Source organism: Sandarakinorhabdus oryzae (assembly GCF_009733735.1).
Classification (GTDB): domain Bacteria; phylum Pseudomonadota; class Alphaproteobacteria; order Sphingomonadales; family Sphingomonadaceae; genus Sandarakinorhabdus; species Sandarakinorhabdus oryzae.
In genome coordinates this window covers 1-23,418 of sequence record NZ_WNJP01000002.1, presented here as the reverse complement: position 1 = coordinate 23,418, position 23,418 = coordinate 1, and the positions used below count along the sequence as shown (strand labels likewise).

Genomic DNA, 23,418 nt, shown 5'->3' with positions numbered 1-23,418 from the left:
CGTTGACCCTCGCGCCGTTCGCCACGCACTGGCAGATCTCGCGCGGCCGCCTTCACCCGGAGGCGCCCTCGGCGACGCGCAGCCCGTTCGCGCGCGATCGCGATCGGATCATTCACAGCGGCGCGTTCCGGCGGCTGCGCTACAAGACGCAGGTGTTTGTCGCGCCCGATGGCGATCATTTCCGCGTGCGGCTGACCCACAGCCTCGAAGTGGCGCAGATCGCCCGCAGCCTGGCGCGGGCGCTGAACGTGGACGAGGACCTGACCGAGGCGCTGGCGCTGGCGCACGACCTGGGCCACCCGCCGTTCGGCCACAGCGGCGAGGATGCGCTGGAGCGGGTGATGGCGCCGTGGGGTGGCTTTGATCACAACGGCCATGCCCTGCGCATCGTGACGAAACTGGAATGCCGCCACCCGGGCTTCGACGGCCTCAATCTGACGTGGGAAACGTTGGAAGGGCTGGCCAAGCACAACGGCCCGATCTTTGAGCCCGGCTGGGCGCTGGCCGGCGTGGATGCAGCCTGGCCGCTGGACCTGGCCAGCCACGCCGGTCTGGAGGCGCAGATTGCCGCCATCGCCGACGACATCGCCTATGACAATCATGACCTGGACGACGGCATCCGTGCCGGACTGTTCGAGATTGACGAGGTGGTGGCTGCCGTGCCGTTCGTTGCGGATTGCTGGGCAGCCGTCACCCGGCGATGGCCCGGCATTTCGGCGCGACGGCGCCTGGTGCCAGAACTGGTGCGCGAGCAGATGGGGCGGATGGTGACCGACTTGCTGGCCACCACCCGCGGCCGGTTGGCGGCGATCGACGCCCAGCGAGTCGAGGATATTCGCGGTGCCGGCCACACCATCGCCGGCCTGTCCGCAGCGCTGCAATCCGAGGTGCAGTTGCTCAAGACGTTCCTGCGCGAGCGCATGTATCGCGCGCCGGCCGTCGCCCGGCTGCGCGACCCGTCGGAAGCGGTGGTGGAAGGGCTGTTCGCCGCCCTGCACGCCGATCCGGACCTGTTGCCCGGCGACTGGGCTGCGACCTGTCCGCCCGGTGAGCCAGCCCGCGCCCGCCACGTTGGCGATTTTGTGGCTGGCATGACCGATCGTTACGCCCTCAAACTGTACGAGGAGATGCTGGGGCCATCTCCGCTGCCAAAGGAAATGGTGACATGAGCGTCGAAGGCTGGACCCACCCCAAATTTGCCCATGTGAAGGATGCGCTGGCCGCCGCCGTGGCGCGCGGGGACGATATTGGCGCCAGTTTCGCCGCCACTCTGAATGGCGAGCCGATTATCGACATCTGGGCGGGCTGGGCCGACGAAAGCCAGACGCGGCCCTGGACCCAGGACACCATCGTCAACGTCTATTCCACCACCAAGACGATGACGGCGTTGACCGCGCTGTGGCTCGCCGATCAGGGCCAGCTGCGCTTCGAGGAGCGGGTCAGCCATTATTGGCCGGAGTTCGCCGCGGCCGGCAAACAGGGCGTGACCGTGGCCCAGCTGATGAGCCACAGCGCCGGCCTGTCCGGCTTTGCCGAACCGATGCAGCCCACCGATATTTATGATTGGGATCTGTGCTGCGCCCGGCTGGCGGCGCAATCCCCCTATTGGGAGCCGGGCACGGCCGCCGGCTATCACGGCCTCACCCAGGGCTGGCTGGTTGGCGAAGTGGTGCGGCGCATTACCGGCAAGTCGCTGGGCACCGTGTTTGCCGAACAACTGGCCGGGCCGCTGGGCGCCGATTTTCACATCGGGCTCGATGCCGCCCACGATGCCCGCGTCGCCGATCTGGTGCCACCGCCCAAGGGCGCCAGCATCACCGACGGTCCGCAATCGGATCTCGCCAAGAACATGGGCGGCAACCCGCCTGTCGATCCGCTGGAAACCCGCACCCGCGCCTGGCGCGCGGCCGAAATCCCCGCCGCCAACGGCCACGGCAACGCCCGCTCGGTGGTGGCGGTGCAGACGCTGATGGCGAACGGTGGCGTCGCCAATGGCAAGCGCCTGCTCAGCGAAGCTGGCGTGCGCAAGGCGCTGGAACTCCAAATCGAAACCCCGTCCGACCTCGTGCTCGGCATGCCCGTCCGCTACGGTATGGGCTATGGCCTTTCCAGCCCGGCCCGGCCGCTGCCCAACCCCAACACCGTGTTCTGGGGCGGCTATGGCGGCTCCCTCGTCGTCTGCGACATGGATGCCAAACTCTGCATGTCCTATGTGATGAACAAGATGGCCGGCACGACCTTGGGCGACATGCGCGCCGGCATGCTGATGGCCGGCGTGTGGGGAGCCTTGATGGCATGAGACAGGCTTTCATCGCGCTGGCATTGCTGGCGGCACCGGCAGCCGCGGGGGAAGATCCACACAAGTTGGCACTGGCGGCGGGGTACAAGGCGGCGTTTGTCTGTTCGGGGCGCTGGAATGCCGGGCAGGACGACGCCAGCATCACGCGCGATGATCTGACCGGCATCTATCCCGAATATCAACCGCTGGTGGGCGGGTTGAAGGCCGAGGTGGACGAGGGCGCGCGAACCGTTTCGGTGAGATATGCGCCGGACATGCCGCCGCGCATTGCAGTATGGCGGCCGTTGCTGGGGTGCGCACAACTGCCGCCCGGCGCCGGTGCCGAAGCGCTGGCCGCCGTGCCGCGCCTGGTGCCGGGCTTGACTGCGCCTGACCTGGTGGCGACGGATGCGAAGCCGTGGCCGCTGGGTGATGCCGGCGCGGTGCAGCCGCTGAAGAAGCGCAAGGCACGGGCGGCGCTCGATGCAGCGGTGGAGACAGCCTTTGCCAGCGATCGCACCACGGCGGTGATCGTGCTGAAGGACGGCAAGATCGTTGCCGAGCGTTATCGCGCCGACTGGACAATGCACACGCCGCAGCGCACCTGGAGCGTGGCGAAATCGCTGACCGCGACGCTGGTGGGGCGGGCGGTGCAGAAGGGGCTGGTGGACGTGGCGCTTCCAGCACCGGTGCCGGCCTGGCAGCAGCCGGGCGATCCGCGCGCCGCCATCACCTGGAGCCAGTTGCTGCGCATGAAGAGCGGTTTGTGTACGGCGGGGCCGGGCAATCGCACTGATGAAGTGTATCTGGGCGGCGCCCAGGTGGCGCAGACGGCAGCAGCGATGCCGCTGGAGCATGCGCCGGGCAGCCACTTCAATTACAGCAACAATGACATCTTGCTGGCGGCGCTGGCGCTGTCGCGCACGTTGGCCAAGGAGGGTGGGCGCCACGCGGCGCTGGCCTTCCCGTTCACCGAGCTGCTGTGGCCGTTGGGGATGACGCGCACCACGCCGGAAACGGACTGGCGGGGCGATTTCGTGCTGTCGAGCCAGGTGTGGATGACGGCGCGCGATCTGGCACGGCTGGCGCTGCTGTATCAGAACGGCGGCAAAGTGGGCCTTGGGCAGGGTGGCCAGCAACTGCTGCCGCCGGATTGGCCGGCCTTCGTCGAGCGCGCCGATGGTCCACAGCCGGTCAATCGCCCGGAAGGCTATGGTGCCGGCTTCTGGCGCTGGGGTGGGTTGGGTGGCCACGACGGCGTGTCGCCGCTGCCCGCCGGCACCTACGCGATGAACGGCAACCGCGGCCAATATGCGGTGATCGTGCCGGGGCAGAACATCATCGTGATCCGGCGCGGATTCGATCTGCCATCTGCCCCATTCCCCATGACGCGCTTTGCGGCCGACGTCGTGGCGACGCTGCGTGAATAACCAAATAGGCACTTTTGTAGTTGACAAGCGTGACGCTTTTGGTTATCAATACGGCATGCCTGCGGAATCGGCCACGGAACATCCGTGATGCTGGCCAGCCGCGGCCCCTGCTGGACCAATTTCATGTGCGATGCGTCTTCGGCGCCGGCGATGGCTGGCGACACCTCTCTGGCGGTTGAACTGGCCGCGCCGGCGCCGGCTCGCAAGTCGCGCGACTATTCGTCGGAACGGCAGCGGGTGCGCTATCGCCCTGGCACGCGCGAGGCCCGGCGGCTGGTGGGCAGCAAGAAGGACCGGATGCTGTTTCTGGAGCAACTGGCGCGGCATGGCGATCCGGCCATTGTCGCCGATCAGATGGGCTTGCCTCTGCTGGTGCTGCTGCGCCAACGCGATGCTGATCCGGCCTTTGCCGCCGAATGGCGGGCTGCGGTCAACTATGCCTGGGAACGGGTGGAATGCCGGGTGCTGGCGTTCCTGCTGGGCCAGGGCGGGGATGACGAGGCAAAGCGGGCCGGGCCGATCGACACGCGGCTGGTGCTGGCGATCCTGACCCGGCGCGATCGGCCGGTGGTGCATGGCGGCGCCACTCGCCCGCTTGAAGGCGCCAGTGTGGAGCGCATGCGGGCGGAACTGCGCGCGCTGGCCGGGATGAGCGGCGGCTGAGACAGGACAAGTCTCTGAGTTTCAATGACTGATCACCTGCTGGGGGCAGCCGGAGTGCCTGCGCATGACCGATGCCGACCAGGGCGAGCCCCTGATCGATCTGTTCCGGGGTCTGGACATCAAGGACCGCCGGAAGTTTGTGTTGAGGCATGGCGAGGCGTTGGTGTTGGACCGGTTCCTCGGCGCCGGCAGCCTCCGGGCGGCACAACAGCCGCCACCGGGTGACTGGGGGATCTGGGTGATCCTGGCCGGGCGCGGCTTCGGCAAGACCCACGCCGGGGCGCACTGGGTCCATGCGCGCGCGCTGGGCCCACGCCCGCGGCGCATCGCGCTGGTGGCGCCGACGGTGGATGTGGCGCGTGCGGTCATGGTGGAAGGCGAGTCCGGGTTGCTGGCGCGGCTGCCGCCTGGCGAACAATTGACCTGGCAGGCCAGCGCCAAGCGGCTGCGATGGGGCAATGGCAGTGAGGCTCGCCTTTATTCCGGGGCTGAGCCCGATGCCTTGCGCGGCGGACAGTTTGATTATGCCTGGGGCGATGAATTTGCGCATTGGGCCGGCGGGGAAGATACGCTGATGAACCTGCGGATGGCCACCCGTCTGGGGGCGGCGCCGCAATTGTTGCTGACAACGACGCCGCTGCCGCTGGCCTGGCTGAAGGCTCTGATTGCCGAGCCCGACGTGGTGGTGACACGCGGCACGACGGCCGACAACAAGGCCAACCTGCCACGAACCTATCTGGCGCGAATGGAGCGCCGCTTTGGGGGCACCGCGACTGGGCGGCAGGAACTGGCTGGCGAGATACTGGACGATCTCGATGGTGCCTTGTGGGGCCGGGCCCTGATCGATCGGCAACGGGTGGCGCAGGTGCCAGCGACCGTGCGGATCGTGGTGGGCGTTGACCCGCCCGCGGCCGGCGGCACCTGCGGGATCGTCACGGCCGCCCTGGGCGTTGATGGCCGGGCCTATGTGCTGGAGGATGCCAGTGTGACCGGCCAGCGCCCCGAACAATGGGCGCGGGCCGTGGTGAAGGCGGTTGATCGCTGGCAGGCTGACCGCGTGATTGCCGAAGTGAACCAGGGCGGTGCGATGGTCACGGCGATGCTGAAATCGGTGGACGCTGCCTTGCCGGTGCTGGCCGTGCGCGCCAGCCGGGGCAAGGTTGCCCGGGCCGAACCGGTCGCGGCGCTCTATGGCGAAGGCCGGGTGGCACATGCCGGGGTGTTCCCGGCGCTGGAAGACCAGTTGTGCGGCCTGCTGGCCGATGGCCGCTATGCCGGGCCAGGGCCTTCGCCCGACCGCGCCGATGCCTGTGTGTGGGCATTGACGGCGCTGCTCCTGGGGGATCGGGCCGGACTTCCGGCAATTCGTAACCTCTAACCCATAAGGTTATACAGTCATGCGATTGCCGTTCTTGCGGACCAAGTCCGCTGCGCCCGGCGCAGGGCCGCGCATTCCCAGCTGGGCGATGCCGCTGGTAGAGGAGGGCGGCAGCTATGCCGGCCAGGTGCAGGCGGCGTTCCTGGCCAATCCGGTGGCAGCGCGCGCCATCCGCATGATCACCGAAAGCGCTGGCGGCGCCCCTGTGGTGAGCGAGCCGCGCGCTCACCCGGCGCTGGCCCTGCTGCACAGCTGCGGCTTTGGCGCTTCGGGTCCCGGCCTGCTGGAAACGCTCGCTGGCCACCTGCTGCTGCATGGCAATGCTTATGTTGATGTGGCGGTGGGCGCCGATGGCCTGCCGGCGGCATTGTTTGCGCTGCGACCCGAACGGGTGAGCATCGAGGTGGACGGCGAAGGCTGGCCAGCGGCGCATGTCTATCGTGCCGGCACGGCCACGCGGCGTTATCCGGTCGGCGCCCATGGCGGCCTTTTGCATATCCGCAGTTTTCACCCGACCGATGATCATCACGGCGCCGGCTGCCTGGGCGCCGCATCAGCGGCCGTGGCCGTGCACAATGCGGCGACACGCTGGAACAAGGCGCTGCTTGACAATGCGGCGCGCCCCAGTGGCGCACTTGTGTACCAGCCTGGTGATGGCTCGGTGTTAAGCCCGGACCAGTTCCAGCGCCTGAAGACGGAAATGGAAGCCGCCTTTGCCGGCGCCGCCAACGCCGGGCGGCCGATGCTGCTGGAAGGTGGGCTGAGCTGGCAGGCGCTCAGCCTGTCGCCGGCGGAGATGGATTTTGCCGGCATGCGCGAGGCGGCAGCGCGGGATATCGCGCTGGCCCTGGGTGTGCCGCCGCTGCTGCTGGGCATGAAGGGCGACAACACCTACGCCAATTATCGCGAGGCCAATGTTGCCTTGTGGCGGCTGACGCTGCTGCCACTGCTCGGCCGGCTGCTGACCGCCCTGGCGGCGCATCTTGGCTGGTGGTGGCCTGGCCTGGTGCTGAAGCTGGATCGCGATGCAGTGCCCGCCCTTTCGGAAGACCGGGAACGGCTGTGGGCGCAGGTCAGTGCGGCCGATTTCCTCGATGACGCTGAAAAGCGGCGCATTCTTGGGCTGGAGAACAGCCAATGACCGGCATCCTGGAGGGCCTTGTGGCCCAAGCCGAGGCGCAAGGCGCCGCTCGAGTCACGCTGCAGGCAATTGTTGAAGAGGCTGCCGATGCGGGCGCAGCGCGTGCATTGAAGCGGCTCGGACTGATGGACGAGCGGGCCGGTGACGATATTCAGGAACTGCGTGAGCTGGTGCAGGGCTGGCGCGATGTGAAGAAGTCGGCGCTGCGCAGCCTCGTCGGCTGGGTCATGCGCACGCTGGTGGCGCTGCTGCTGCTGGGGCTGAGCTTCAAGATCGGCCTGTTGCAGGGCGAAAAGCCATGAGCGCGGCCGTGACAGAAAGCTTGCGCATTGCCGGCTATGCCAGCGTGTTCGCTGTGCCCGACAAAGGCGGCGATGTGGTGGTGCCGGGCGCTTTTGCCGAGGCCGCCGCGCCGATCCCGTTGTTGTGGCAGCACAAGCCAAATGAACCGATCGGGTTCGTGGACAGCCTGAAGGAAGATGGTCGCGGGCTGCGGATCACGGCGCGCATCGTCGCTAACGGGCGCGGCGCCGAAGCGGCTGCCCTGGTGCGGGCCGGTGCCATCGATGGCCTGAGTTTTGGTTACCGGGTCAAGGCGGCCAGCCCGACCCGGGGCGGCCGCCGCCTCGAGCGGCTCGAACTTGTTGAAGTGTCACTGGTGACCTTCCCGATGCAACGGGAAGCACGAGTGCTGGGCTGGCAGGAGGAGCAAAGTGATGCTGGAACTGAAGACTGATCCGCTGGCCGCGGTGTTCGAAACGGCTGAAACTGGCGCTGCCGCGGTGGAAACACCGCTTCCGCGCCCGGCGCTGGAGGCAAAGGCGGCCACCATCGCCACGCCCGGCAAGGGCGGGCTGGGCGTGCCGCTGGCGATCGATGACGTGATCAACCGTGTGCTGCTGGCCGCCTCGCCGATCCGCAGCATTGCCCAGGTGGTGGATATCGGTTCGGCCAATTATCGGCGCCTGATCACCACCAGCGGCGTGGTGTCGGGCTGGGTGTCGGAAACCCAGGCCCGTCCGGAAACGGAAACGCCGAACTTCTCCGAAATCGCGCCGCCGATGGGCGAGCTCTATGCCAATCCGGCCGCCAGCCAGGCGATGCTGGATGATGCCGGCTTCAATGTGGAAGCCTGGCTGGGCGAGGAGATCGGGCGCGAGTTTGCCCGGGCCGAGGGCGTGGCCTTCGTGACGGGTGATGGCGTCAACAAGCCGCGCGGGTTCCTCAATGCACCCAATGCAGCGACAGCGGATCTGACGCGTCCGTTCGGCACCCTGCAGTTCATCACCTCGGGTGCGGCCGGCGCTTTTGCCGCGACCAACCCGCAGGACAGGCTGATCGACATGGTGCATGCGCTCGCCAGCCCCTATCGCCAGGGCGCGGTGTGGGTGATGAACAGTGCCACGCTGGCGCGCATCCGCAAGTTCAAGACCACCGATGGCGCCTTCATCTGGCAGCCGGGCCTGGGTCCGGACCAGCCGCAGACGCTGCTGGGCTATCGTGTGGTCGAAGTCGATGCGATGCCCGATGTGGCCGCCGACAGCCTGTCGATCGCCTTCGGCAACTTCCAGGCCGGTTACCTGATCAGCCAGCGGCCGGACACGACCGTGCTGAAAGACCCCTACAGCAACAAGCCCTATGTCCATTTCTATGCCACCCGCCGCGTTGGCGGCACCGTGCTGGACAGCCGGGCGATCAAGCTGATGCGCTTCGCCGTCTGACGACGGCTGAAGGGGCGCTGCCGCCGGCAGGTTTCACCCCCGCCCGCGCCAGCGGCAGCGCCCACCTTCGCTTCGCACAAGGATTTACAGGGTTCGGCGGATCACCGCCGGGCAGGAGATCGCCATGCCCAACAACATCACCGCCCCGGCCGGCGGCATTGCCTTTGCCACCGACGAGATCGCCGGCGTGCATTTCCCTTATGCCAAGCTGGCGTTTGGCGCCGACGAAACGGCGATTGCCGTGGCCGATGTGGCGGGTTCGCGCCTGCCGGTCAGCCTGGCCGGCACGGTGGCGATCAGCGCGGCGGCCCTGCCATTGCCGGCTGGCGCCGCCAGTGAAGCCAGCCTGGCTGCGGTCAACGCCAAGCTGGGTGCGCTGGAAGCCGGGCGGGCGCCTGTGGCGGTTCAGACGCTCGCCACCACCACCCGCAGTTATGATTATGCCAGCGGCCAACGGCTGACGACGGCCGGAGCCGGCCAGGTACGCTCCACGGCAATCGTGGCGAGCGAGGTGTTGCTGCACGCATCGGTGCGCGGCTTCTTTCGGGTGGGGGACGGCACGGTGAGTGCCAGCGTGGGCCCCGGATCGATCCCGCTGGCGGCGGACGAGAAATTCCACCTGCGGATGTCCAGCGGCCAATTCGTCAGCTTCATCCGTGACGGCGCCAGCGATGGCAGCCTCACCATCATGCCGGTGGCCTGATGATCGGCGCGACCGGCAGTGTTGGCCGCGTGGGCAGCGGCCGCTTTGTGCCGCCCGTATCGGGCCAGCCCGATTTTGCCCTGACTGCCACCAGCGTCACGACGGTGTGGGGCGTGCAGACGGTTGGCACGCTGACGCCGGTCAACGCCCCGGCCGGGGCCTATTTCGTGATCGTGGAAGATAGCAACCCGTCGGCAGATTATGCCGGCCTGGCAGTGGTGAACGGCTGATGGCGATCAAAGTCGCAATCCAGGGTGGGCGCGATCTGCGCATCCCCGGCAGCAATCAGGGCACCGGCGCCGGCAAGCGCAATTACCTGACCGCCCTCGGCGGCGCGCCGTTCAGCGGTTCGGACGTTGTTGGCCACTGGCGTGCAGCCTGGGTGCGGCTGCCGACCAGCTATGCCGGCAACGGCGCGACCGCGATCCTGGGATATGACGCGGCCAATACCGCGGTGTTTAGTGGCACCACCGACACCAGCCTGCGCATCCCGCAGGCCGGCTACAGCACGGTCGCCGCCACACAGCGCCGACCCCGGATCAACTATGCCAGCGGCAGCAGCACGCCGGCCTATTCCGGCGGCTCGGGCGGCTCCAGCGCGGCGGCCAACGAAGGCGACTGGCCGTCCACGCAATCGCAGCTGCCGCTGGCTTCAGCCACGCCGCTGGCTTCGGAAGCAGTGCTGGTCATCGATGGCGTGATGAACGTGGGCAGCAATGCCAGCCCGTCGTGGCGAAACTTCATCTGCATCTGTCGCAACGGCGGCACGCCCGAAACCTATGTGGCGGCCACCGCGACCACGGCCAACTGGCTGACCAACACGACCGGGCGGCTGTTGACGCAGATCTTTGTGGCGCAGGGCAGCAGCGGTACGATCCGCACTGTTGTCGGCACAGTGCTGGAGCATGTCGCACTGGTGGTGGGGGATTTTCCCTGGGACACCGCCAACAATCCCAGCAGCGGCGCGGCTGGCGTTGGCCGCCCGCACCACGACGCCATCGCGGCGCTGGCGGGATCCGGCGCCAATGCCTTCAAGACCTATGCGACGCTTGTTAGCGACATGAATGCGGGGACACTGCCTTACAGCAACCTTCCCAGCAATCGCGGGCAGGGCAAGGCAGACGTTCGCTATTGGTACAAGCTGACCAATCTTGCCACCGGCCTCAGCAACAGCGGCTCGGTGGCCTCGGTTGATCTTGTGCCGACAGATGGCGGATCAGCCAACGCCGCGGGCCTGGTTGATGAAGCGACCATCGCGCCGGCGCATTGGACGGCGGGGGCAATCGCGCCGACGATCAATCCCTATGTGGTGAAGGGCATCGGCGGGCGCGGCACGCGGGCCAGGACGTTCGCCGGCACCTATGACGCGGTGAGCACCACGGCGCTGCAGCGCCGCTGGGAGGTGGAGGCGACAGGCACCGCCGTGCCGGGCTTTGATTGGGGCGGCAGTCTTACGCTGTCGTCGGGCAACTGGACCTGCAGCGACACGCTCCCAGAGGGCGGGCCGTACCGCTTGCGGGTGCGCGATGCCAATTTGACGACGCTGGAAGCGGCCAGCAGCGGCGACTGGCTGGTGGGCGTGGTTGTCTGGCTGCATGGCCAGTCCGGGATCGAGCAGTTTGCCATGGGTGAGCCTGATGCGGCGCCGGGCGTCAACCGGCTTGGCGTGGCGGCCAGTGCCGGTGTGCAGGCGGCAATGGTCAAGCTGAACGATCAGCGCGGCGGCACGTCCAGTGGCTATGTGCGGCCGACGCCGGGCTGGTGGCGGGTGGTCGGTGGCACCACGCCCGCTGTCGGGCAGGGCCTGGTGCGCATGGCCAATGAATGGAACGTCCATAACCCGGGCGTGCCGCTGATCGTCGTCAACATGGCGATCAATGGCGTGGGGCAGCAGAACTGGATCGACAACACCGCCGTGCCGTCTGGCCATGCCTCCTGGACGCTGATGGGGCCAACGACATTGGCCGAGCCCGGGGCCAGCGATGGCAGCGCCAGCGGTGTGATGAACTATTATGGCTATCTGATGGGTGGCCATGCCGACGTGCACCTGATGATGTGGCCCACCATCGTCACGACGCAGGCTGGGCGGGCGGCCTATACGGCGGCGATTGATGCGCGCCTGCCCAACGCGCCCAATGCGCCGTGGGGGATTTTCCCGATCTGGCGCATGTCGGTTGAGGCGGCCAGCTATGGCGCGATCAACTATCGCAGCCGCTGCCTTGATCTGGTGGACGAATTGGGCAGCCGCGGCGTGCTGATGCCCTGTTTCAGCGACCATCTGGCATCGAACAGCGGCAGCCTCCACCCGGCCTATCACAGCAACGCGACGGCGGGCGGTGGTGGCAGCCCGTCGAGCGATCAGAACGAAGTGGGACAGGCGCGCATCGGGCGCGGCTTGGGCCGCAGCGTGGCCTGGTTCTACAACCGCAAGATCAAGGCGCACGGCCCGCGCGTGATCGGGCCCTGGTTTACCGATGGCACGCGCACATCGATCCAGATCGAATTGGGCCGCAAGGTGCGCACGCTCAACGCCGCGGCGATTGCCGCCGAGCTGTTCTGGATCAGCCAGGACGGCGGCAGCACGTGGACCAACACCGGCTTTACGGTGGCGCTGGATGCGAGCGGGACGCGCGCGGTGCTGACCAGCACGGGCGCGGCGTTCAACGCCAGTGTGACCCGCGTGGATTATGCCCGCGACTGGCCGTTCGCCACAATCGCACAGCAGGCCGACGAGGCGACACTGAACGAACGACGCTTTGATGGTCTGCTTTATGACAACCAGAACCATCGCGGCGGCACCAACCTTATCGCCCAGGCCGGAAACCCACTGCAAGGCATCAACCGCCACCCGGCGACGGGCGGGATCACATCGGGCGTTGCAGTGACGACGCGGGGTGATGCCAGGTTGGTGGCGACAGAGAGGTTTGCTGGGGCGCGCACGGTCTCGGTTCGTTTGATGGCAGCTGATGGCGTGACGGTGCTGCGCGAGAAGGCGCTGGCGATCACGGCGAGTTGAGGGAGTGCGCCCATGATCCTCACCCATTTTCTCGTGCTGATGGCAAGCCCGACGTCGCTCGTCGCGCCGGCCGCTGCGCTGCTGCCGATGACCAGCGCGGACGCTGTGCTGCGCAGCGGTCGACTGAATCTGGCCCTGGTGCCTGCGCTGGCGGTGCGGGCGGCCCCGCCCGTGCTGCCAGTCCGCGAACGCTGAATCTGCAAACTTTGTCCAAGGAGCAAGGCCAATGGCGAAATTCGCCAGCAACGATGTGCTGGATGCGGCGCTGGCCGTGGTGGCCGACGCCAACCGCATGCTGCTGCTTGCCGGCCAGCCGGCCAGCTATGCAGCCGCGGTGGCCGGCGCATTGGCCGAAGCGGCCATGGCAGCGACTGATTTCAGCCTGGCCCCTGGCAGCGCCGGCACCCGCCGGCTGAGCGTGGCGGCGCGCACTGGTCTGGTGGCGCAGGCGGCGGGCACGGCTGATCATGTGGCCCTGGTCGACGGCGTGGGGCAGCGCCTGCTCTATGTCACCACCTGCCCGGCGCAGCCGCTGCTGGCCGGCAGCCCCGTTCAGGTGGCCAGTTGGCAGGTGGAGATTGGAGCGCCGCTGTGAGCGGGCGGCTGGCCGCACGCCGCTGAACTGCCGCCAACCCTCAGCCACATCGAGGTGATGATGACCATCTTCCTGAAGGACCCGGGCGGCGTGATCGAGCACGCCGTCGACTGGGATGCCGGCTATCTGGCCGGGCGGACCATCAGCCAGTCGAGCTGGCAGGTGGTGCCGGTGCAGAGCAGCTTGACGCTGTCTGGCGCGCGCCTTGAGGGCGGCCGCACGGCCGTCACGCTTTCGGGCGGCGAGGCAGGCTGTGTCTATCGCGTCACCAACCGGGTGACGCTGTCGGACGGCAGCAGCGATGAACGCACATTGCTGGTGCGGGTGGAGGAACGGTGATGGCGGTCGTGACCGGGGACGTCGGCCCGCTGGTGGTGGGCCTGGCCGAATGCAAGGCGGCGCTCAGGCTTGAGCGCGATGACGAGGATGCCGTGCTGGCCGGGCATATCCGCACCGCCATGGCGCTGTGCGAGGCCTTCATTGGCCAGTGGCTGATCGAACGCAACGGCGAGCAGCGGCTGGCCTGCGATCTGGCCTGGCAGCGGCTGCAGGCCAGTCCGGTGCAGCAGATCAGCGGGTTGTTCCTCGCCGGTGAGGCGCTGGCAACGGGGTGGGAAAGCGACATTGGCGCCGATGGCACCGGCTGGGTGCGGCTGATCGGCCAGATTCCCATGGCTTCGACGACGGCAACGCCGGTCAATCTGGTGGCGCGGTTTCGCGCCGGGATTGGCGTGGATTGGAATGGCGTGCCCGAACCGCTGCGCGCCGGGATCGTGCGCCTGGTCAGCCACTTGTTCAGCCATCGCGATGCCGCCGATGCCGGCCCGCCGCCGGCTGCCGTGGCCGCGCTGTGGCGGCCGTGGCGGCGGATGCAACTGGGGTGAGCGCGATGGATGGTGAACAGGCAGGCGCGCTGGACGAGCGCGTGACGATCGAGCGCTGGCAGGCGGCGCGCGATGCCGCGGCCGACGATGTTGGCCGCTGGATGGTGGTGGAAACCGTGTTTGCCCAGGTGAACCGCGATGGTGCGGCGGCACGGCAAGTCGCCGGCGAAGCGGTGCGGTCAGATCGCCGCTGGCAGGTGGTGCTGCGCGATCGCGATGATCTTGGCCTGACCGTCCGGCTGCGGTGGCGCGACCAGATCCTGACGGTGCGCGTGATCGACCGCGAGCCACGGCGGCGGGATTTTGCCACGCTGTGGTGTGACGGGCAGCCGGCATGAGCGATGATCTTGTGGCCCGCCTCAGCGCACGCGGCCGGCAAGTGGCGCTGGCGGCGGCAGCCCGGCTGCGGCGGCGGGTGGAGCAGCGTTGGGATGGATATGGGTCGCTGACCAACGAAAGCGGCGGCGTGCGTCTGTCGGGGCCGGGTGTCGCCAGCCGGCGGCGTGGCAGCCGCATATCGCTGCCTGACCCGCAGCTGCTGTGGCCGGGAGACGAATGATGGCGGCAGGACTTGCCATGCAGAAGGCGGTGGTGGCCGCCCTGGCCGACATGCCCGGCCTGACCGGCGTGTTTGATGGCCCGCCCATCGATGCAGCGGCGCCCTATGCGGTGATCGGGCCGGATCTGGTGACCGATGCGGGCACCAAGACCGAGGTGGCGCATGACACCCGGGTGCTGGTGACGATCTGGGATGACCGGCCGGGCGGCGCGCGGTTGCAGACGCTGTTGGGGGCTGCCGAGACGCGGCTGCGGGCGTTGGCCGGCGTGTGGGATGGGCATCGCATCGTCAATGCCCGGCTGGTGCGCGCGGGTGTGAATGCGCCGGCCGATGGCTGGCGCCCTGGCGTGATCGAGATGCGGCTGCGCACCGAGCAGATTTGACCAAGAGGAGCCAAGACATGGCGATGGAAAAGGGTGCCGCCTTCCTGTTGAAGGTGGGCAATGGCGCTGCGCCGCCGGTGTTTGCCACCGTGGCCGGGCTGCGCACGACGCAGCTGACCGTGAACACCGAAACCGTGGTGGTGACCAATCAGGGCAGCGGTGGCTGGCGCGAGCTGTTGTCGGGGGCGGGTGTGCGTTCGGTGTCGCTGTCCGGCTCCGGCGTGTTCACCGGTTCGGGTGCGGAACAGCGGGTGAAGGCCACCGCGCTGTCGGGCCAGATCGATGATTACCAGGTCCAGTTCGAAAGCGGTGAGACGATCACCGGCCGCTTTCAGATCGCCCGGTTGGATTATGCCGGCGATTTCAACGGCGAGCGCACCTACAGCCTGCAGCTGGAAAGCAGCGGGCCGGTGGTGGCGGCATGAGGCCGGCAAACCCGGTGCGCGGCGAAGCCGAATTGGTGCTGGGCGGCCAGGCTTATCGCCTGCGCCCCAGCTTTGCGGCGCTGGTGGCGGCCGAGGCGGAACTGGGCCCCTTGTTTGCCCTGTGCGAACGGGCGGCGGCGGGCCAACTGACCCTGACCGAGATGGTGGGCCTGTTGTGGCACTGCCTGGCGGAATCGCAGCCGCGCGACGCCTTTGCCGAGGCGCTTGTGGCTGGCGGCCTCGCCAACGCCACACCGGCCTTGCGCGTGCTGCTGAGCCAGATCCTGGCCGGGCGCTGATGTTTGCCGATGCTGCCCGCCACGCCGCGCATGTGGCGGCGCGCGTGCTGGGCTGGCGCCCGGAAGAATTCTGGGCCGCGACGCCGGCCGAGCTGGTGACGGCGCTTGGTCTTGATGCGGCGCGGGCCAATGCGCCGGTCGATGCCGGTCTGCTGGCCGGCCTGATGGAGCAATATCCCGATGGATGCTGAACCGATCGAGGATCTGGTGGTGCGCGTGCGCGCCGATACCGGCGGCTTCATGGCCGGCGTCAACGACATCCAGCGCACGCTGGATGGTCCGTTCGCCGCCGGACTGGACCGGGCGGGCAGCGGCCTGTCGCGGGCATTGGGCCGGGCCTTGTCGGATGGCAAGCTCGGTTTTGATGATCTCAAGCGACTGGCACTGTCCGCGCTTGGCGATATTGCACAGGGCGCGCTTCGGCTCGATCTGGGCGGGTTGTTCGGCGGTGGCGGGCTGGGTGGCGGCGGGGGTCTGCTTGGCGGCCTGGTTGGCAGCCTGCTGGGCCTGCCGGGCCGCGCAACCGGCGGGCCGGTATCCGCCGGCCGGGCCTATATGGTGGGCGAGCGCGGGCCGGAATTGTTCGTGCCGACCGCCGCAGGACGCGTGGAAGCTAATGGCGGTCCTGGTCGGATGGTCAATGTCACCGTCAACGTCGCAGCCCCGCGCGACGCGACGCCGGCCACCATGCAGCAGACCGGCAACCAGGTGGCGCGCGCTGTGGCGCGCGCGCTCGAACGGGCGCGGACATGATGCGCTGGTGGCTGGCGGGCCCGGCCGATCAGGGCCGAACGCGCTGGGTGCGCCGGTTCGATCCGCGTTGGTGGCTGGTGGATTTCCCGCGCCCGATGATGGCCAGCGTAACCACCGACGGGCCGGAAAGCGTGGTGGTGGACCTGGAATTTCAGCGCCGTGCCGATCTGGCGGGGCTGATCTGGGAGTCAGCAGATCGCTGGAGCCATCCGTTGTGCGCGCTTGAGACGCGACAGGATTATCGTGGGCTGCTGTGGCGCTTCCGTTGGCAATCGTCGGGCGCAGTGTTGCCGCTGGATGCCGTCAATGGCCCGGTGCTCACCATCGAGGGCCGCGATGCCGGCGGCGTCCCGCGCACCTGGTATGTGCGGCTGTGGAACTATGCCGCCGGCAGTGCGACAGATGCCGAAATCACGCTGGATTTCGATGCGCTGAGCGGCGGATTCCTGCTGCCAACGGAGGCCGATCCGGTCTGGGCCGGCGATATCGACCGGCTGTTCATCAGCCTGGTGCCGCCGGGCTACGACGGGGTTGATGCGCCGCTGCCCGTTGTGGCCAGTGGCCAGGTGCGGCTGACCACTCTGCTGCTTGATGGCGCCGGTGCCGTGCTCAAGGCCGGGCAGCCATTGGTGCCGCCGCAACCGCTGCGCCTGTGCATGGCTTATGACGATCTCTACAACCAGACGCCGGAGCGCATCCTCGAACAGGCGTTGCTGCTCGGCTGGCGCGGAGCCATTACCCATTATCTCGGAATGAGCCATTTCATGGCGCTGCTGCCCGACGGGCTGGGCGGCTACGTTGCTGATCCGGCGCGGCCTTTCTGCGGCCCGGCTACGGCATGGCATCGGGATTTCCTCGCCCGCGCCGGCGCCCTGGGATTTGCACCAATCCTGTCGCTGTCTATGGAACTTCTGGCCCAGCATTGCCCACCGGCCTGGGCGCAGCGCGATGCAGACGGCGCGATCGGGTTGACGGGTTGGTCGCCACCATCGGCCCTGCTGTCGCCCTGCCAATCCGCCGCGCAGGCCTGGCTGCGCGCGGTGGCAGGCGCTGCGATGGAACTGGCGCTGGCGGCGGAGATTGATCCGGCTTTTCAGGTAGGGGAGCCGTGGTGGTGGGTGGGTCCGAACAACAAGCCCTGCCTTTATGATGCGGCCACCACTGCACGCTGGCAGGCGGAGCGCGGCAGTGCGGCGCCGGCGATGACCGATATCCGCGGCGCAAAGTCCGCTGCCGACCGCGCCTATCTCGATTGGTGCGGGGAACGGCTCGCCGAAGCGACGGCCGGGCTGACGGCGGCGGCAACGGCGGCAGCGCCAGGCACTGTCACCCACTTGCTGTTCTACACGCCGCAGGTGCTGCTCGCGGATCGGCCTGATCTGGCCCGGGCCAACATGCCGGCGGCCTGGGCATTCCCCGCCTTCGATGTGCTTCAGCTGGAGGATTACAGCTTCGTCACGGCGGCCAATCAGGCCGGGCAAGCCCGCGGACGGTCGCTGGTGGAGACGCAACTCTCCTATCCCCGCGCCCGCCAGCACTATCTCGCCGGCTTTGTGCTCAGCCAGGATGATGCTGCCGTGCAGTGGCCGTTGGTCGCTGATGCCGCTGCCAACGCACTTGCCTTGGGCGTCGCAGAGACCTTCGCCTGGGCCTGGCCGCAGGTGGCCCGTGACGGCTTCACCCCGTTCCAGATCGATGACGCCGGCCCGGAGGATGACATGGCCAGTTTCCACGACGTGCGCTTCCCGCTTGAGCTCGGCTTTGGCGCTGCCGGCGGCCCGGCCTTCTCCACCCAGGTGGTGGTCACCGGGTCGGGTGCCGAGCAACGCAACGCCGAATGGAGCGATGCAAGGCTGGAATATGATGCCGGGCTGGGCATCCGTTCCGAGGCCGATTTGCAGCTCCTGATCGCCTTCTTCCGTGCGCGGCGCGGGCAGGCGCACGGTTTCCGCTTTCTCGATCCGCTCGATAATTGTTCGGCCGCAGCCGGCAGCGACCCGACGCCGTTCGACCAGCGTCTGGGCACCGGCGATGGCGGTATCACCCGCTTTGCGCTGATCAAGACCTATGGCGATGCCGCGCTGCCCGACGAGCCCCCACAGGTCCGTCGCATCACCCGCCCGTGGCCAGAAACGCTGACAGTGGCTGTCGGTGGTGTCGCCCAGGCTGGCGGCTGGCGGCTGGCACCGGGCGGTCATATCGATTTCGACGACGCGCCGGCCATTGGCGCGGCGGTGACAGCTGGCTTTCGCTTCGACGTGCCGGTTCGCTTTGCCACCGATCGCGTCGAGGTCTCGATCGCTGGCTGGCGCGCCGGCGAACTGCCGTCTGTGCCGTTGATCGAGATCCGGGAGGCGTGATCCATGCTGGCGGAAGATCTCACTCACCTGGCGCTGTGCTGGCGACTGGTGCGCCGCGATGGCGTGGCACTGGGCTTCACCAGCCATGACCAGCAACTGTTGGTCGATGGTCTGCGCCACGCGCATCGCCCGGGCATGTCGGCCTCGGCCGTGGTGCTGGGCGATGCGGTGGCCGCGGATGACATGGAAGTGTCCGGCGCCTTGTCGGCCGGGTCGCTGACGGCGACCGACTTGCTGGCAGGGCGTTGGGATGGCGCGCGGCTGCAGCTGTACCTGGTCGATTGGCGTGATCCGGATGGTGGGCGGCACCTGCTGGCGCAGGGCACGCTTGGTGATGTGTCCGTCGGCACGGGGGCCGATGCCGGCTTTCAGGCGGAATTGATCGGGCCGGGTGCGGCGCTCGCTGCCAGCGCGGTGGAAACCTGCTCCCCCGAATGCCGGGCCGAGTTGGGCGATGCCCGCTGCCGGGTCAGCCTGCGCAACCGCGAGCGGCTGGTAACCGTGTCGGCGTCTGCTCCCGATCGGGTGCAATTGGCGGGAATCGTCGCGGGCGATCACGTGCAGGGCGAACTGGCGGTCATGGATGGTCCACAAGCCGGGCTCGTGCGCCGTCTGCTCGCCGAAGACGCCGGTTGGCTGTTGCTCGATGAACCGCTGGAGTTGGCGCCGGGCACGCGGGTGATGGTGCGGGAAGGCTGCGACAAACGCTTTGCCACATGCCGGGACCGCTTTTCCAATGCCCGCAATTTCCGCGGCGAACCACATGTGCCGGGCGGCGACCTGCTGACTCGCTATGCCATCTGAGGAAGGGGCCATGCTTGTGGCGCGGCTGACCCGACGGCGGCAGGCGGCCATTGCCGCTGCGCGCGCCGGATTGGGCACCCGCTTCCACCCGCAAGGACGCAACGTCGGCATCGGGCTTGACTGCATTGGCGTTGCATTGCTGGCCGCAACTGGTGCCGGACTGCAGCTCGGGCCGGTGCCGGCCTATGCCCTTGGCGGCGATCATGATGCCCTGTTGGCAGATGCCCTATGCCGGCTTGGCCTGCGCCGGGTGCGGCGCGTGCAACCAGCAGACCTGATCGAATATGCGCTGGCACCCGGTCATCGCCACCTCGCGCTCGTCACGGATCGCGGCATATTGCACGCCCATGCGGGTTTGGGCCGGGTGGTTGAGGGGCCAGCGCCAGATGATTGGCCCGTGGCGGCCTGCTGGGCGTTGCCCGGCCTGCGATAGGAACTCACCATGGCAACTCTGGTCTTGGGCTTTGTTGGCCGGGTCGTCTTGGGCCCGATTGGCGGCATCGTCGGCACATTGCTCGGCAGTGCCGTTGATCGCCGCCTGTTTGGCGGTGGCAGTCGCAGCGGGCCGCGCCTCGCCAATCCTGAAATCCAGGCGGCCAGCTATGGTGAGCCGATCCCGGTGGTTCGTGGCCGTATGCGGGTAAGTGGCAATGTCGTGTGGGCCGCACCAATCCGGGAGTCGACCACGCGCAGCGGCGGTGGCAAGCGCGGCCCAGCCACCACCAGCTACAGCTATTCAGCGAGTTTTGCCGTGCTGTTGGCTGGGCGCCCCATCATCGGCATAGGCCGGGTGTGGGCCGATGGCAAGCTGCTGCGCGACGCTGGCGGTCAATGGTTGCAGCCCGTGACGATGCGGCTGCACACTGGCAGTGAACGCCAGACCGTCGATCCGCTGATCGCAGCTGCTGAGGGCGATGCACCGGCATTTCGCGGCCTTGCCCATGCCGTGTTCGAGGATTTGCCGCTGGCCGAATTCGGCAATCGCCTGCCCAATCTGGCGTTTGAAATCATCGCCGATGATGGTCCCGTGGCGCTCGGATCGGCGCTGACCGATCTGGCTGCGTCGGTCGCCATCCCGCTGTCGATGCGTGGCGATTTTCCTGACGTGGCCGGCCTCTATGTCGGCGCGGCTGCCTCGCTGGCTGACGTGCTGGCCCCAACCTTGAAGGCAATAGGCGGCGTCGTGGCGGCTGGTCAGACGCTGGTCGGGCCGGGGCAGTCGCCGATGCTGATCGATCCTGCCGGCGCCGTCGACGCCCGGCCTGGCAACCGCCAGCAAGCGCGTGAACGCCAGCGTCGGGCCGCGGCCAGTGCGACGCCCGACGCCATCGAGCTGGGCTATTATGACATTGATCGCGACTACCAGCCCGGTCTGCAGCGGGCGCGGCTGCGGCCGGGCGTGCGGGTGGACGGTGATGGTCTGCCGCTGGCGCTGTCCGCCACGGCCGCCAAGAAACTGTGTAGCGACCGGATGTTGCGCCTGGCCGCAGAACGTCAGCGACGCACCCTGCGGCTGCCGTGGCGCTATCTTGGCATTGCCCCTGGCGACGTGCTGCGATTGGAGGGGCTGGACTGGCAGGTGCGTGAAACGCGCTTCGAAGCCTTTGTGCTGACGTTGGAGATGGCAAGGGTTGGTGCAGCGCCGCTGCAGCCACTGCCGAGCGACCCCGGTCGTGTGCTGGACCAAGGCGATCAGGCGCCCGGGCCCACCAGCCTGGCCGTTCTGGATCTGCCGCCGCTGCCTGGCGAGCTTCCTGACGGCCCCCGGCTGTGGTTGGCCGGCGCGGGCGCTATGCCCGGTTGGAAGCGGTCGGGGGTCGCGATCAGCTTTGACGACGGCGCCAGTTACGATCCGGTGGGCCAGTTGCAAGCACCCGTTCCGATAGGGACAGCCAAGTCCATTCTGGCGCCAGCCAGCGCGGCCGGATGGGATCGGTTTGGCCATGTCGATATCGAGATGCTGGCTGACACCATGTGGCTTGAGAGCCGCAGCGAAGCCTCGGTGCTGGCCGGCGCCAACATGGCTGTGCTGGGAACTGAGATCATCCAGTTCACCACGGCCCAAGCACTGGGCAGCCGTCTGTTCCGCTTGTCGGGACTGTTGCGAGGCAGGCGCGGAACGGAACAAGCAGCGGCCAGCCATGCGGTTGGCGAACGCTTCGTCTTGCTCGACCAGGGTGCGATGCTGGCGCTGCCAATGCCATTGGAACGACTGGGCCAGACCGTGCTGATCCGCGCTACAGGCGGAGGTGACGGCGCTACCCCGGCCGTGTCTGCCATGCTGGGCGGCGCCGGCATCTGTCCACTGCCGCCCGTTCATCTCTCATGGCGGCGACAGGGCGGTGAGCTGCTGTTGACATGGACTCCCCAAAGTCGCGCCGGGTTTGGGTGGCCCGACCTGGCGGATGTGCCCATCGGCGAGGCCCGGCTGGCGTTTCGGGTAAAGCTGCACGACGCGACCGGGGTGCTGGCTGAAGCAGAGATCAACGAGACCAGTTGGGTCGTACCCGACAGGCCCGGACCGATCTGGCTGGATGTTGCGCAGCTTGGTTCGACCCTGGGCCAGGTCGCAACCCTGCAGATTCCCTGAACCAGGAGGCTGACCGATGCCCGAGACTGCACGCCTTATTCTGCCGCTCATTGCAGCGGGGCAGGCCCAGAAGGACGTCACCCACAACGAAGCCATCATGGCGCTGGAGCGTCTTGTGGCGCTGGCTGTGGCGTCGCGCACGCTGGCCGAACCGCCGTCTTCGCCGCCATCAGGGCAGTGCCACATCGTTCCTGCGGCCGGTGTCGCGGCCTGGGGTCAACCCGCCGGCACCTTGATGCACTGGCAAGGAAATGGCTGGCTGGCGCAGCCGCCGATCGAGGGCCAGATCGCGCTGGTTGCCGATGAAGCGCTGGTGCTGGTGTACCGTGCTGGCTGGCAGTCGCTCTGGCCGGTGGCGGGCCTGTCGATTGCTGGCCGTTCCGTGCTGGCCGCGACGCCCGCCAGCGTGGCTGCTCCGTTGGGTGGCAGCACTGTTGACAGCGAAGCGCGAACGGCAATCGCGGCGCTCATCGCCGCGCTCCGGCAACAGGGCGTGCTGGCCTGACAAGCCGCGACATTTGGCCGATTTTCACGCCGCACCTGTTGCCCATCGGCCACAAACTTGCACACTCCAGACTTGCGTGACGGCAACATGCAGCGCTAAAGAACAGGCTGAGGCCAGAATTTTGCTGGTGCTGCATAAAGGGGAAGACGATGCGCAAGTTTGCGATCGGCCTGGCCCTCGCTGCGACGGCGCTCTCGGGCGCCGCGTCTGCGAAGGACAAGGCTTGGTATATTGGTTTGGAAGCGGGTGTGAACTTGCTGCAGAAGCAGCGCCTCGACATTTCGACCGCCAACGGTGCCACCACCACGCGTGACGCTATCGCGCATACCTATTTCCCCGGCTATGACGTCGGCGGGAACATCGGTTATGACTTCGGTGGCTTCCGCGCCGAATTCGCGCTCAACTACATCCGCGATCGCAACCGCGAATCGACGGTGCTGAACGTTCCGCCGCCGATCCCCTACACGACGGCTGCTGGCGTAAACGTTGTTGGCGGCCCGGGCCCGGGCCAGTATGCCAACGCTGGCGGCAATGCCAGCGCCCTGGCGTTCATGGTCAACGGCCTGTTCGACTTCGGTGGCAAGGGCAATGATTTCGGAGGCTACTTCGGTGGCGGCGCCGGTATCGCCCGCGTCAAGCAGTCGGCCGCCCTGCGCGTGCCGGGTGTGTCCTTCCAGGATGACTCGGACACTTCGTTCGCCTGGAACCTGCTCGCTGGCGTCTACAAGCCGATCAGCGATCATGTCGACATCGGCCTGAAGTATCGCTGGCTCAACGTCAGCGGCGTGAACACCTTCACGACCAATGGTCTGCCGGTGTCCAACAAGTTCCGCAGCCACAGCCTGCTGCTGACGCTGACCTACAACTTCTTCGAGGCCGCTCCGCCGCCGCCGCCGCCGCCGCCGCCGCCGCCTCCCCCGCCGCCCCCGCC

At 67.8% G+C, this 23,418-nt stretch carries 29 protein-coding genes; all 29 read left to right on the top strand.

Going from position 1 to position 23,418, the window contains the following annotated elements; genetic code table 11:
* The first annotated feature begins 2 nt into the window (after positions 1-2).
* A complete protein-coding gene (locus GJ693_RS00545) occupies positions 3-1,169 on the top strand; it encodes a deoxyguanosinetriphosphate triphosphohydrolase (RefSeq protein WP_156254383.1) in 1,167 nt (388 codons plus the stop codon).
* Complete coding sequence (locus GJ693_RS00540) at positions 1,166-2,299, top strand: serine hydrolase domain-containing protein (RefSeq protein ID WP_156254382.1); 1,134 nt, start codon at positions 1,166-1,168, stop codon at positions 2,297-2,299. Before GJ693_RS00545 ends, GJ693_RS00540 begins: the two co-directional genes overlap by 4 nt.
* A complete protein-coding gene (locus GJ693_RS00535) occupies positions 2,296-3,708 on the top strand; it encodes a serine hydrolase domain-containing protein (protein ID WP_156254381.1) in 1,413 nt (470 codons plus the stop codon). The genes GJ693_RS00540 and GJ693_RS00535 overlap by 4 nt, the downstream gene beginning before the upstream one ends.
* Positions 3,709-3,795: 87 nt before the next feature.
* Positions 3,796-4,371, top strand: coding sequence for a hypothetical protein (locus tag GJ693_RS00530; RefSeq protein WP_156254380.1), 576 nt, complete (start codon positions 3,796-3,798; stop codon positions 4,369-4,371).
* A gap of 64 nt (positions 4,372-4,435) precedes the next feature.
* A complete protein-coding gene (locus tag GJ693_RS00525; protein WP_156254379.1) occupies positions 4,436-5,749 on the top strand; it encodes a DNA-packaging protein in 1,314 nt (437 codons plus the stop codon).
* Between the two features lie 25 nt (positions 5,750-5,774).
* Positions 5,775-6,890 (top strand): phage portal protein, encoded by a 1,116-nt coding sequence (locus tag GJ693_RS00520; RefSeq protein ID WP_408014517.1) that lies wholly within the window; start codon positions 5,775-5,777, stop codon positions 6,888-6,890.
* Positions 6,887-7,192 carry a DUF6127 family protein gene (locus GJ693_RS00515; protein ID WP_156254377.1) on the top strand — a complete coding sequence of 102 codons (306 nt, stop codon included), beginning with the start codon at positions 6,887-6,889 and terminating at the stop codon, positions 7,190-7,192. The genes GJ693_RS00520 and GJ693_RS00515 overlap by 4 nt, the downstream gene beginning before the upstream one ends.
* A complete protein-coding gene (locus GJ693_RS00510; RefSeq protein WP_156254376.1) occupies positions 7,189-7,626 on the top strand; it encodes an HK97 family phage prohead protease in 438 nt (145 codons plus the stop codon). Before GJ693_RS00515 ends, GJ693_RS00510 begins: the two co-directional genes overlap by 4 nt.
* Positions 7,607-8,611, top strand: a complete 1,005-nt coding sequence (locus tag GJ693_RS00505) for a phage major capsid protein (protein WP_156254375.1) — start codon at positions 7,607-7,609, stop codon at positions 8,609-8,611. Before GJ693_RS00510 ends, GJ693_RS00505 begins: the two co-directional genes overlap by 20 nt.
* 124 nt (positions 8,612-8,735) lie before the next feature.
* Positions 8,736-9,314: a hypothetical protein gene (locus GJ693_RS00500; RefSeq protein ID WP_156254374.1), complete on the top strand. Its 579-nt coding sequence runs from the start codon at positions 8,736-8,738 to the stop codon at positions 9,312-9,314.
* A complete protein-coding gene (locus GJ693_RS00495; RefSeq protein ID WP_156254373.1) occupies positions 9,314-9,544 on the top strand; it encodes a hypothetical protein in 231 nt (76 codons plus the stop codon). The genes GJ693_RS00500 and GJ693_RS00495 overlap by 1 nt, the downstream gene beginning before the upstream one ends.
* Positions 9,544-12,330, top strand: coding sequence for a hypothetical protein (locus GJ693_RS00490; protein ID WP_156254372.1), 2,787 nt, complete (start codon positions 9,544-9,546; stop codon positions 12,328-12,330). The genes GJ693_RS00495 and GJ693_RS00490 overlap by 1 nt, the downstream gene beginning before the upstream one ends.
* A gap of 12 nt (positions 12,331-12,342) precedes the next feature.
* The gene (locus GJ693_RS00485) at positions 12,343-12,525 is read left to right on the top strand and encodes a hypothetical protein (RefSeq protein WP_156254371.1); all 183 of its coding nucleotides are present in this window, start codon (positions 12,343-12,345) and stop codon (positions 12,523-12,525) included.
* A gap of 31 nt (positions 12,526-12,556) precedes the next feature.
* A complete protein-coding gene (locus GJ693_RS00480; protein ID WP_156254370.1) occupies positions 12,557-12,925 on the top strand; it encodes a hypothetical protein in 369 nt (122 codons plus the stop codon).
* A 57-nt stretch (positions 12,926-12,982) separates the two neighbouring features.
* Entirely contained in the window at positions 12,983-13,264 is a 282-nt protein-coding gene (locus GJ693_RS00475; protein ID WP_235902513.1) for a phage fiber-tail adaptor protein, read from the top strand.
* Complete coding sequence (locus GJ693_RS00470; RefSeq protein WP_156254417.1) at positions 13,264-13,809, top strand: head-tail connector protein; 546 nt, start codon at positions 13,264-13,266, stop codon at positions 13,807-13,809. The genes GJ693_RS00475 and GJ693_RS00470 overlap by 1 nt, the downstream gene beginning before the upstream one ends.
* Positions 13,810-13,814: 5 nt before the next feature.
* The gene (locus GJ693_RS00465; RefSeq protein ID WP_156254369.1) at positions 13,815-14,147 is read left to right on the top strand and encodes a phage head completion protein; all 333 of its coding nucleotides are present in this window, start codon (positions 13,815-13,817) and stop codon (positions 14,145-14,147) included.
* Positions 14,144-14,368, top strand: a complete 225-nt coding sequence (locus GJ693_RS00460) for a hypothetical protein (protein ID WP_156254368.1) — start codon at positions 14,144-14,146, stop codon at positions 14,366-14,368. Before GJ693_RS00465 ends, GJ693_RS00460 begins: the two co-directional genes overlap by 4 nt.
* Entirely contained in the window at positions 14,365-14,751 is a 387-nt protein-coding gene (locus tag GJ693_RS00455; protein ID WP_156254367.1) for a DUF3168 domain-containing protein, read from the top strand. The genes GJ693_RS00460 and GJ693_RS00455 overlap by 4 nt, the downstream gene beginning before the upstream one ends.
* Positions 14,752-14,768: 17 nt before the next feature.
* Positions 14,769-15,176, top strand: coding sequence for a phage major tail protein, TP901-1 family (locus GJ693_RS00450; RefSeq protein WP_156254366.1), 408 nt, complete (start codon positions 14,769-14,771; stop codon positions 15,174-15,176).
* Positions 15,173-15,475, top strand: a complete 303-nt coding sequence (locus GJ693_RS00445; protein WP_156254365.1) for a GTA-gp10 family protein — start codon at positions 15,173-15,175, stop codon at positions 15,473-15,475. Before GJ693_RS00450 ends, GJ693_RS00445 begins: the two co-directional genes overlap by 4 nt.
* Complete coding sequence (locus GJ693_RS00440; protein WP_156254364.1) at positions 15,475-15,666, top strand: phage tail assembly chaperone; 192 nt, start codon at positions 15,475-15,477, stop codon at positions 15,664-15,666. The genes GJ693_RS00445 and GJ693_RS00440 overlap by 1 nt, the downstream gene beginning before the upstream one ends.
* Positions 15,656-16,228, top strand: coding sequence for a tail tape measure protein (locus GJ693_RS00435; protein ID WP_156254363.1), 573 nt, complete (start codon positions 15,656-15,658; stop codon positions 16,226-16,228). The genes GJ693_RS00440 and GJ693_RS00435 overlap by 11 nt, the downstream gene beginning before the upstream one ends.
* Positions 16,228-18,588 (top strand): DUF2460 domain-containing protein, encoded by a 2,361-nt coding sequence (locus tag GJ693_RS00430; protein ID WP_156254416.1) that lies wholly within the window; start codon positions 16,228-16,230, stop codon positions 18,586-18,588. The genes GJ693_RS00435 and GJ693_RS00430 overlap by 1 nt, the downstream gene beginning before the upstream one ends.
* 3 nt (positions 18,589-18,591) lie before the next feature.
* Positions 18,592-19,392: a DUF2163 domain-containing protein gene (locus tag GJ693_RS00425; protein WP_156254362.1), complete on the top strand. Its 801-nt coding sequence runs from the start codon at positions 18,592-18,594 to the stop codon at positions 19,390-19,392.
* A gap of 10 nt (positions 19,393-19,402) precedes the next feature.
* Positions 19,403-19,825 (top strand): peptidoglycan endopeptidase, encoded by a 423-nt coding sequence (locus tag GJ693_RS00420; RefSeq protein ID WP_156254361.1) that lies wholly within the window; start codon positions 19,403-19,405, stop codon positions 19,823-19,825.
* Positions 19,826-20,182: 357 nt separating this feature from the next.
* Positions 20,183-21,982, top strand: coding sequence for a phage tail protein (locus GJ693_RS00415; RefSeq protein ID WP_197041842.1), 1,800 nt, complete (start codon positions 20,183-20,185; stop codon positions 21,980-21,982).
* 16 nt (positions 21,983-21,998) lie between these two features.
* Positions 21,999-22,487: a DUF2793 domain-containing protein gene (locus GJ693_RS00410; protein ID WP_156254359.1), complete on the top strand. Its 489-nt coding sequence runs from the start codon at positions 21,999-22,001 to the stop codon at positions 22,485-22,487.
* 149 nt (positions 22,488-22,636) lie between these two features.
* Positions 22,637-23,418: outer membrane protein (locus tag GJ693_RS00405; RefSeq protein ID WP_156254358.1), on the top strand; the 782-nt coding region annotated here is incomplete at its 3' end.

Bases quoted from the DNA above. Each gene is read 5' to 3' on its own strand.
- GJ693_RS00440 (WP_156254364.1), top strand. From the start codon at position 15,475: ATGTTTGCCGATGCTGCCCGCCACGCCGCGCATGTGGCGGCGCGCGTG.
- GJ693_RS00530 (WP_156254380.1), top strand. From the start codon at position 3,796: ATGCTGGCCAGCCGCGGCCCCTGCTGGACCAATTTCATGTGCGATGCG.
- GJ693_RS00505 (WP_156254375.1), top strand. From the start codon at position 7,607: ATGCTGGAACTGAAGACTGATCCGCTGGCCGCGGTGTTCGAAACGGCT.
- GJ693_RS00475 (WP_235902513.1), top strand. From the start codon at position 12,983: ATGATGACCATCTTCCTGAAGGACCCGGGCGGCGTGATCGAGCACGCC.
- GJ693_RS00435 (WP_156254363.1), top strand. From the start codon at position 15,656: ATGGATGCTGAACCGATCGAGGATCTGGTGGTGCGCGTGCGCGCCGAT.
- GJ693_RS00430 (WP_156254416.1), top strand. From the start codon at position 16,228: ATGCGCTGGTGGCTGGCGGGCCCGGCCGATCAGGGCCGAACGCGCTGG.
- GJ693_RS00480 (WP_156254370.1), top strand. From the start codon at position 12,557: ATGGCGAAATTCGCCAGCAACGATGTGCTGGATGCGGCGCTGGCCGTG.
- GJ693_RS00500 (WP_156254374.1), top strand. From the start codon at position 8,736: ATGCCCAACAACATCACCGCCCCGGCCGGCGGCATTGCCTTTGCCACC.
- GJ693_RS00410 (WP_156254359.1), top strand. From the start codon at position 21,999: ATGCCCGAGACTGCACGCCTTATTCTGCCGCTCATTGCAGCGGGGCAG.
- GJ693_RS00470 (WP_156254417.1), top strand. From the start codon at position 13,264: ATGGCGGTCGTGACCGGGGACGTCGGCCCGCTGGTGGTGGGCCTGGCC.
- GJ693_RS00525 (WP_156254379.1), top strand. From the start codon at position 4,436: ATGACCGATGCCGACCAGGGCGAGCCCCTGATCGATCTGTTCCGGGGT.
- GJ693_RS00515 (WP_156254377.1), top strand. From the start codon at position 6,887: ATGACCGGCATCCTGGAGGGCCTTGTGGCCCAAGCCGAGGCGCAAGGC.
- GJ693_RS00510 (WP_156254376.1), top strand. From the start codon at position 7,189: ATGAGCGCGGCCGTGACAGAAAGCTTGCGCATTGCCGGCTATGCCAGC.
- GJ693_RS00425 (WP_156254362.1), top strand. From the start codon at position 18,592: ATGCTGGCGGAAGATCTCACTCACCTGGCGCTGTGCTGGCGACTGGTG.
- GJ693_RS00490 (WP_156254372.1), top strand. From the start codon at position 9,544: ATGGCGATCAAAGTCGCAATCCAGGGTGGGCGCGATCTGCGCATCCCC.
- GJ693_RS00460 (WP_156254368.1), top strand. From the start codon at position 14,144: ATGAGCGATGATCTTGTGGCCCGCCTCAGCGCACGCGGCCGGCAAGTG.
- GJ693_RS00455 (WP_156254367.1), top strand. From the start codon at position 14,365: ATGATGGCGGCAGGACTTGCCATGCAGAAGGCGGTGGTGGCCGCCCTG.
- GJ693_RS00535 (WP_156254381.1), top strand. From the start codon at position 2,296: ATGAGACAGGCTTTCATCGCGCTGGCATTGCTGGCGGCACCGGCAGCC.
- GJ693_RS00540 (WP_156254382.1), top strand. From the start codon at position 1,166: ATGAGCGTCGAAGGCTGGACCCACCCCAAATTTGCCCATGTGAAGGAT.
- GJ693_RS00445 (WP_156254365.1), top strand. From the start codon at position 15,173: ATGAGGCCGGCAAACCCGGTGCGCGGCGAAGCCGAATTGGTGCTGGGC.
- GJ693_RS00495 (WP_156254373.1), top strand. From the start codon at position 9,314: ATGATCGGCGCGACCGGCAGTGTTGGCCGCGTGGGCAGCGGCCGCTTT.
- GJ693_RS00465 (WP_156254369.1), top strand. From the start codon at position 13,815: ATGGATGGTGAACAGGCAGGCGCGCTGGACGAGCGCGTGACGATCGAG.
- GJ693_RS00420 (WP_156254361.1), top strand. From the start codon at position 19,403: ATGCTTGTGGCGCGGCTGACCCGACGGCGGCAGGCGGCCATTGCCGCT.
- GJ693_RS00485 (WP_156254371.1), top strand. From the start codon at position 12,343: ATGATCCTCACCCATTTTCTCGTGCTGATGGCAAGCCCGACGTCGCTC.
- GJ693_RS00450 (WP_156254366.1), top strand. From the start codon at position 14,769: ATGGCGATGGAAAAGGGTGCCGCCTTCCTGTTGAAGGTGGGCAATGGC.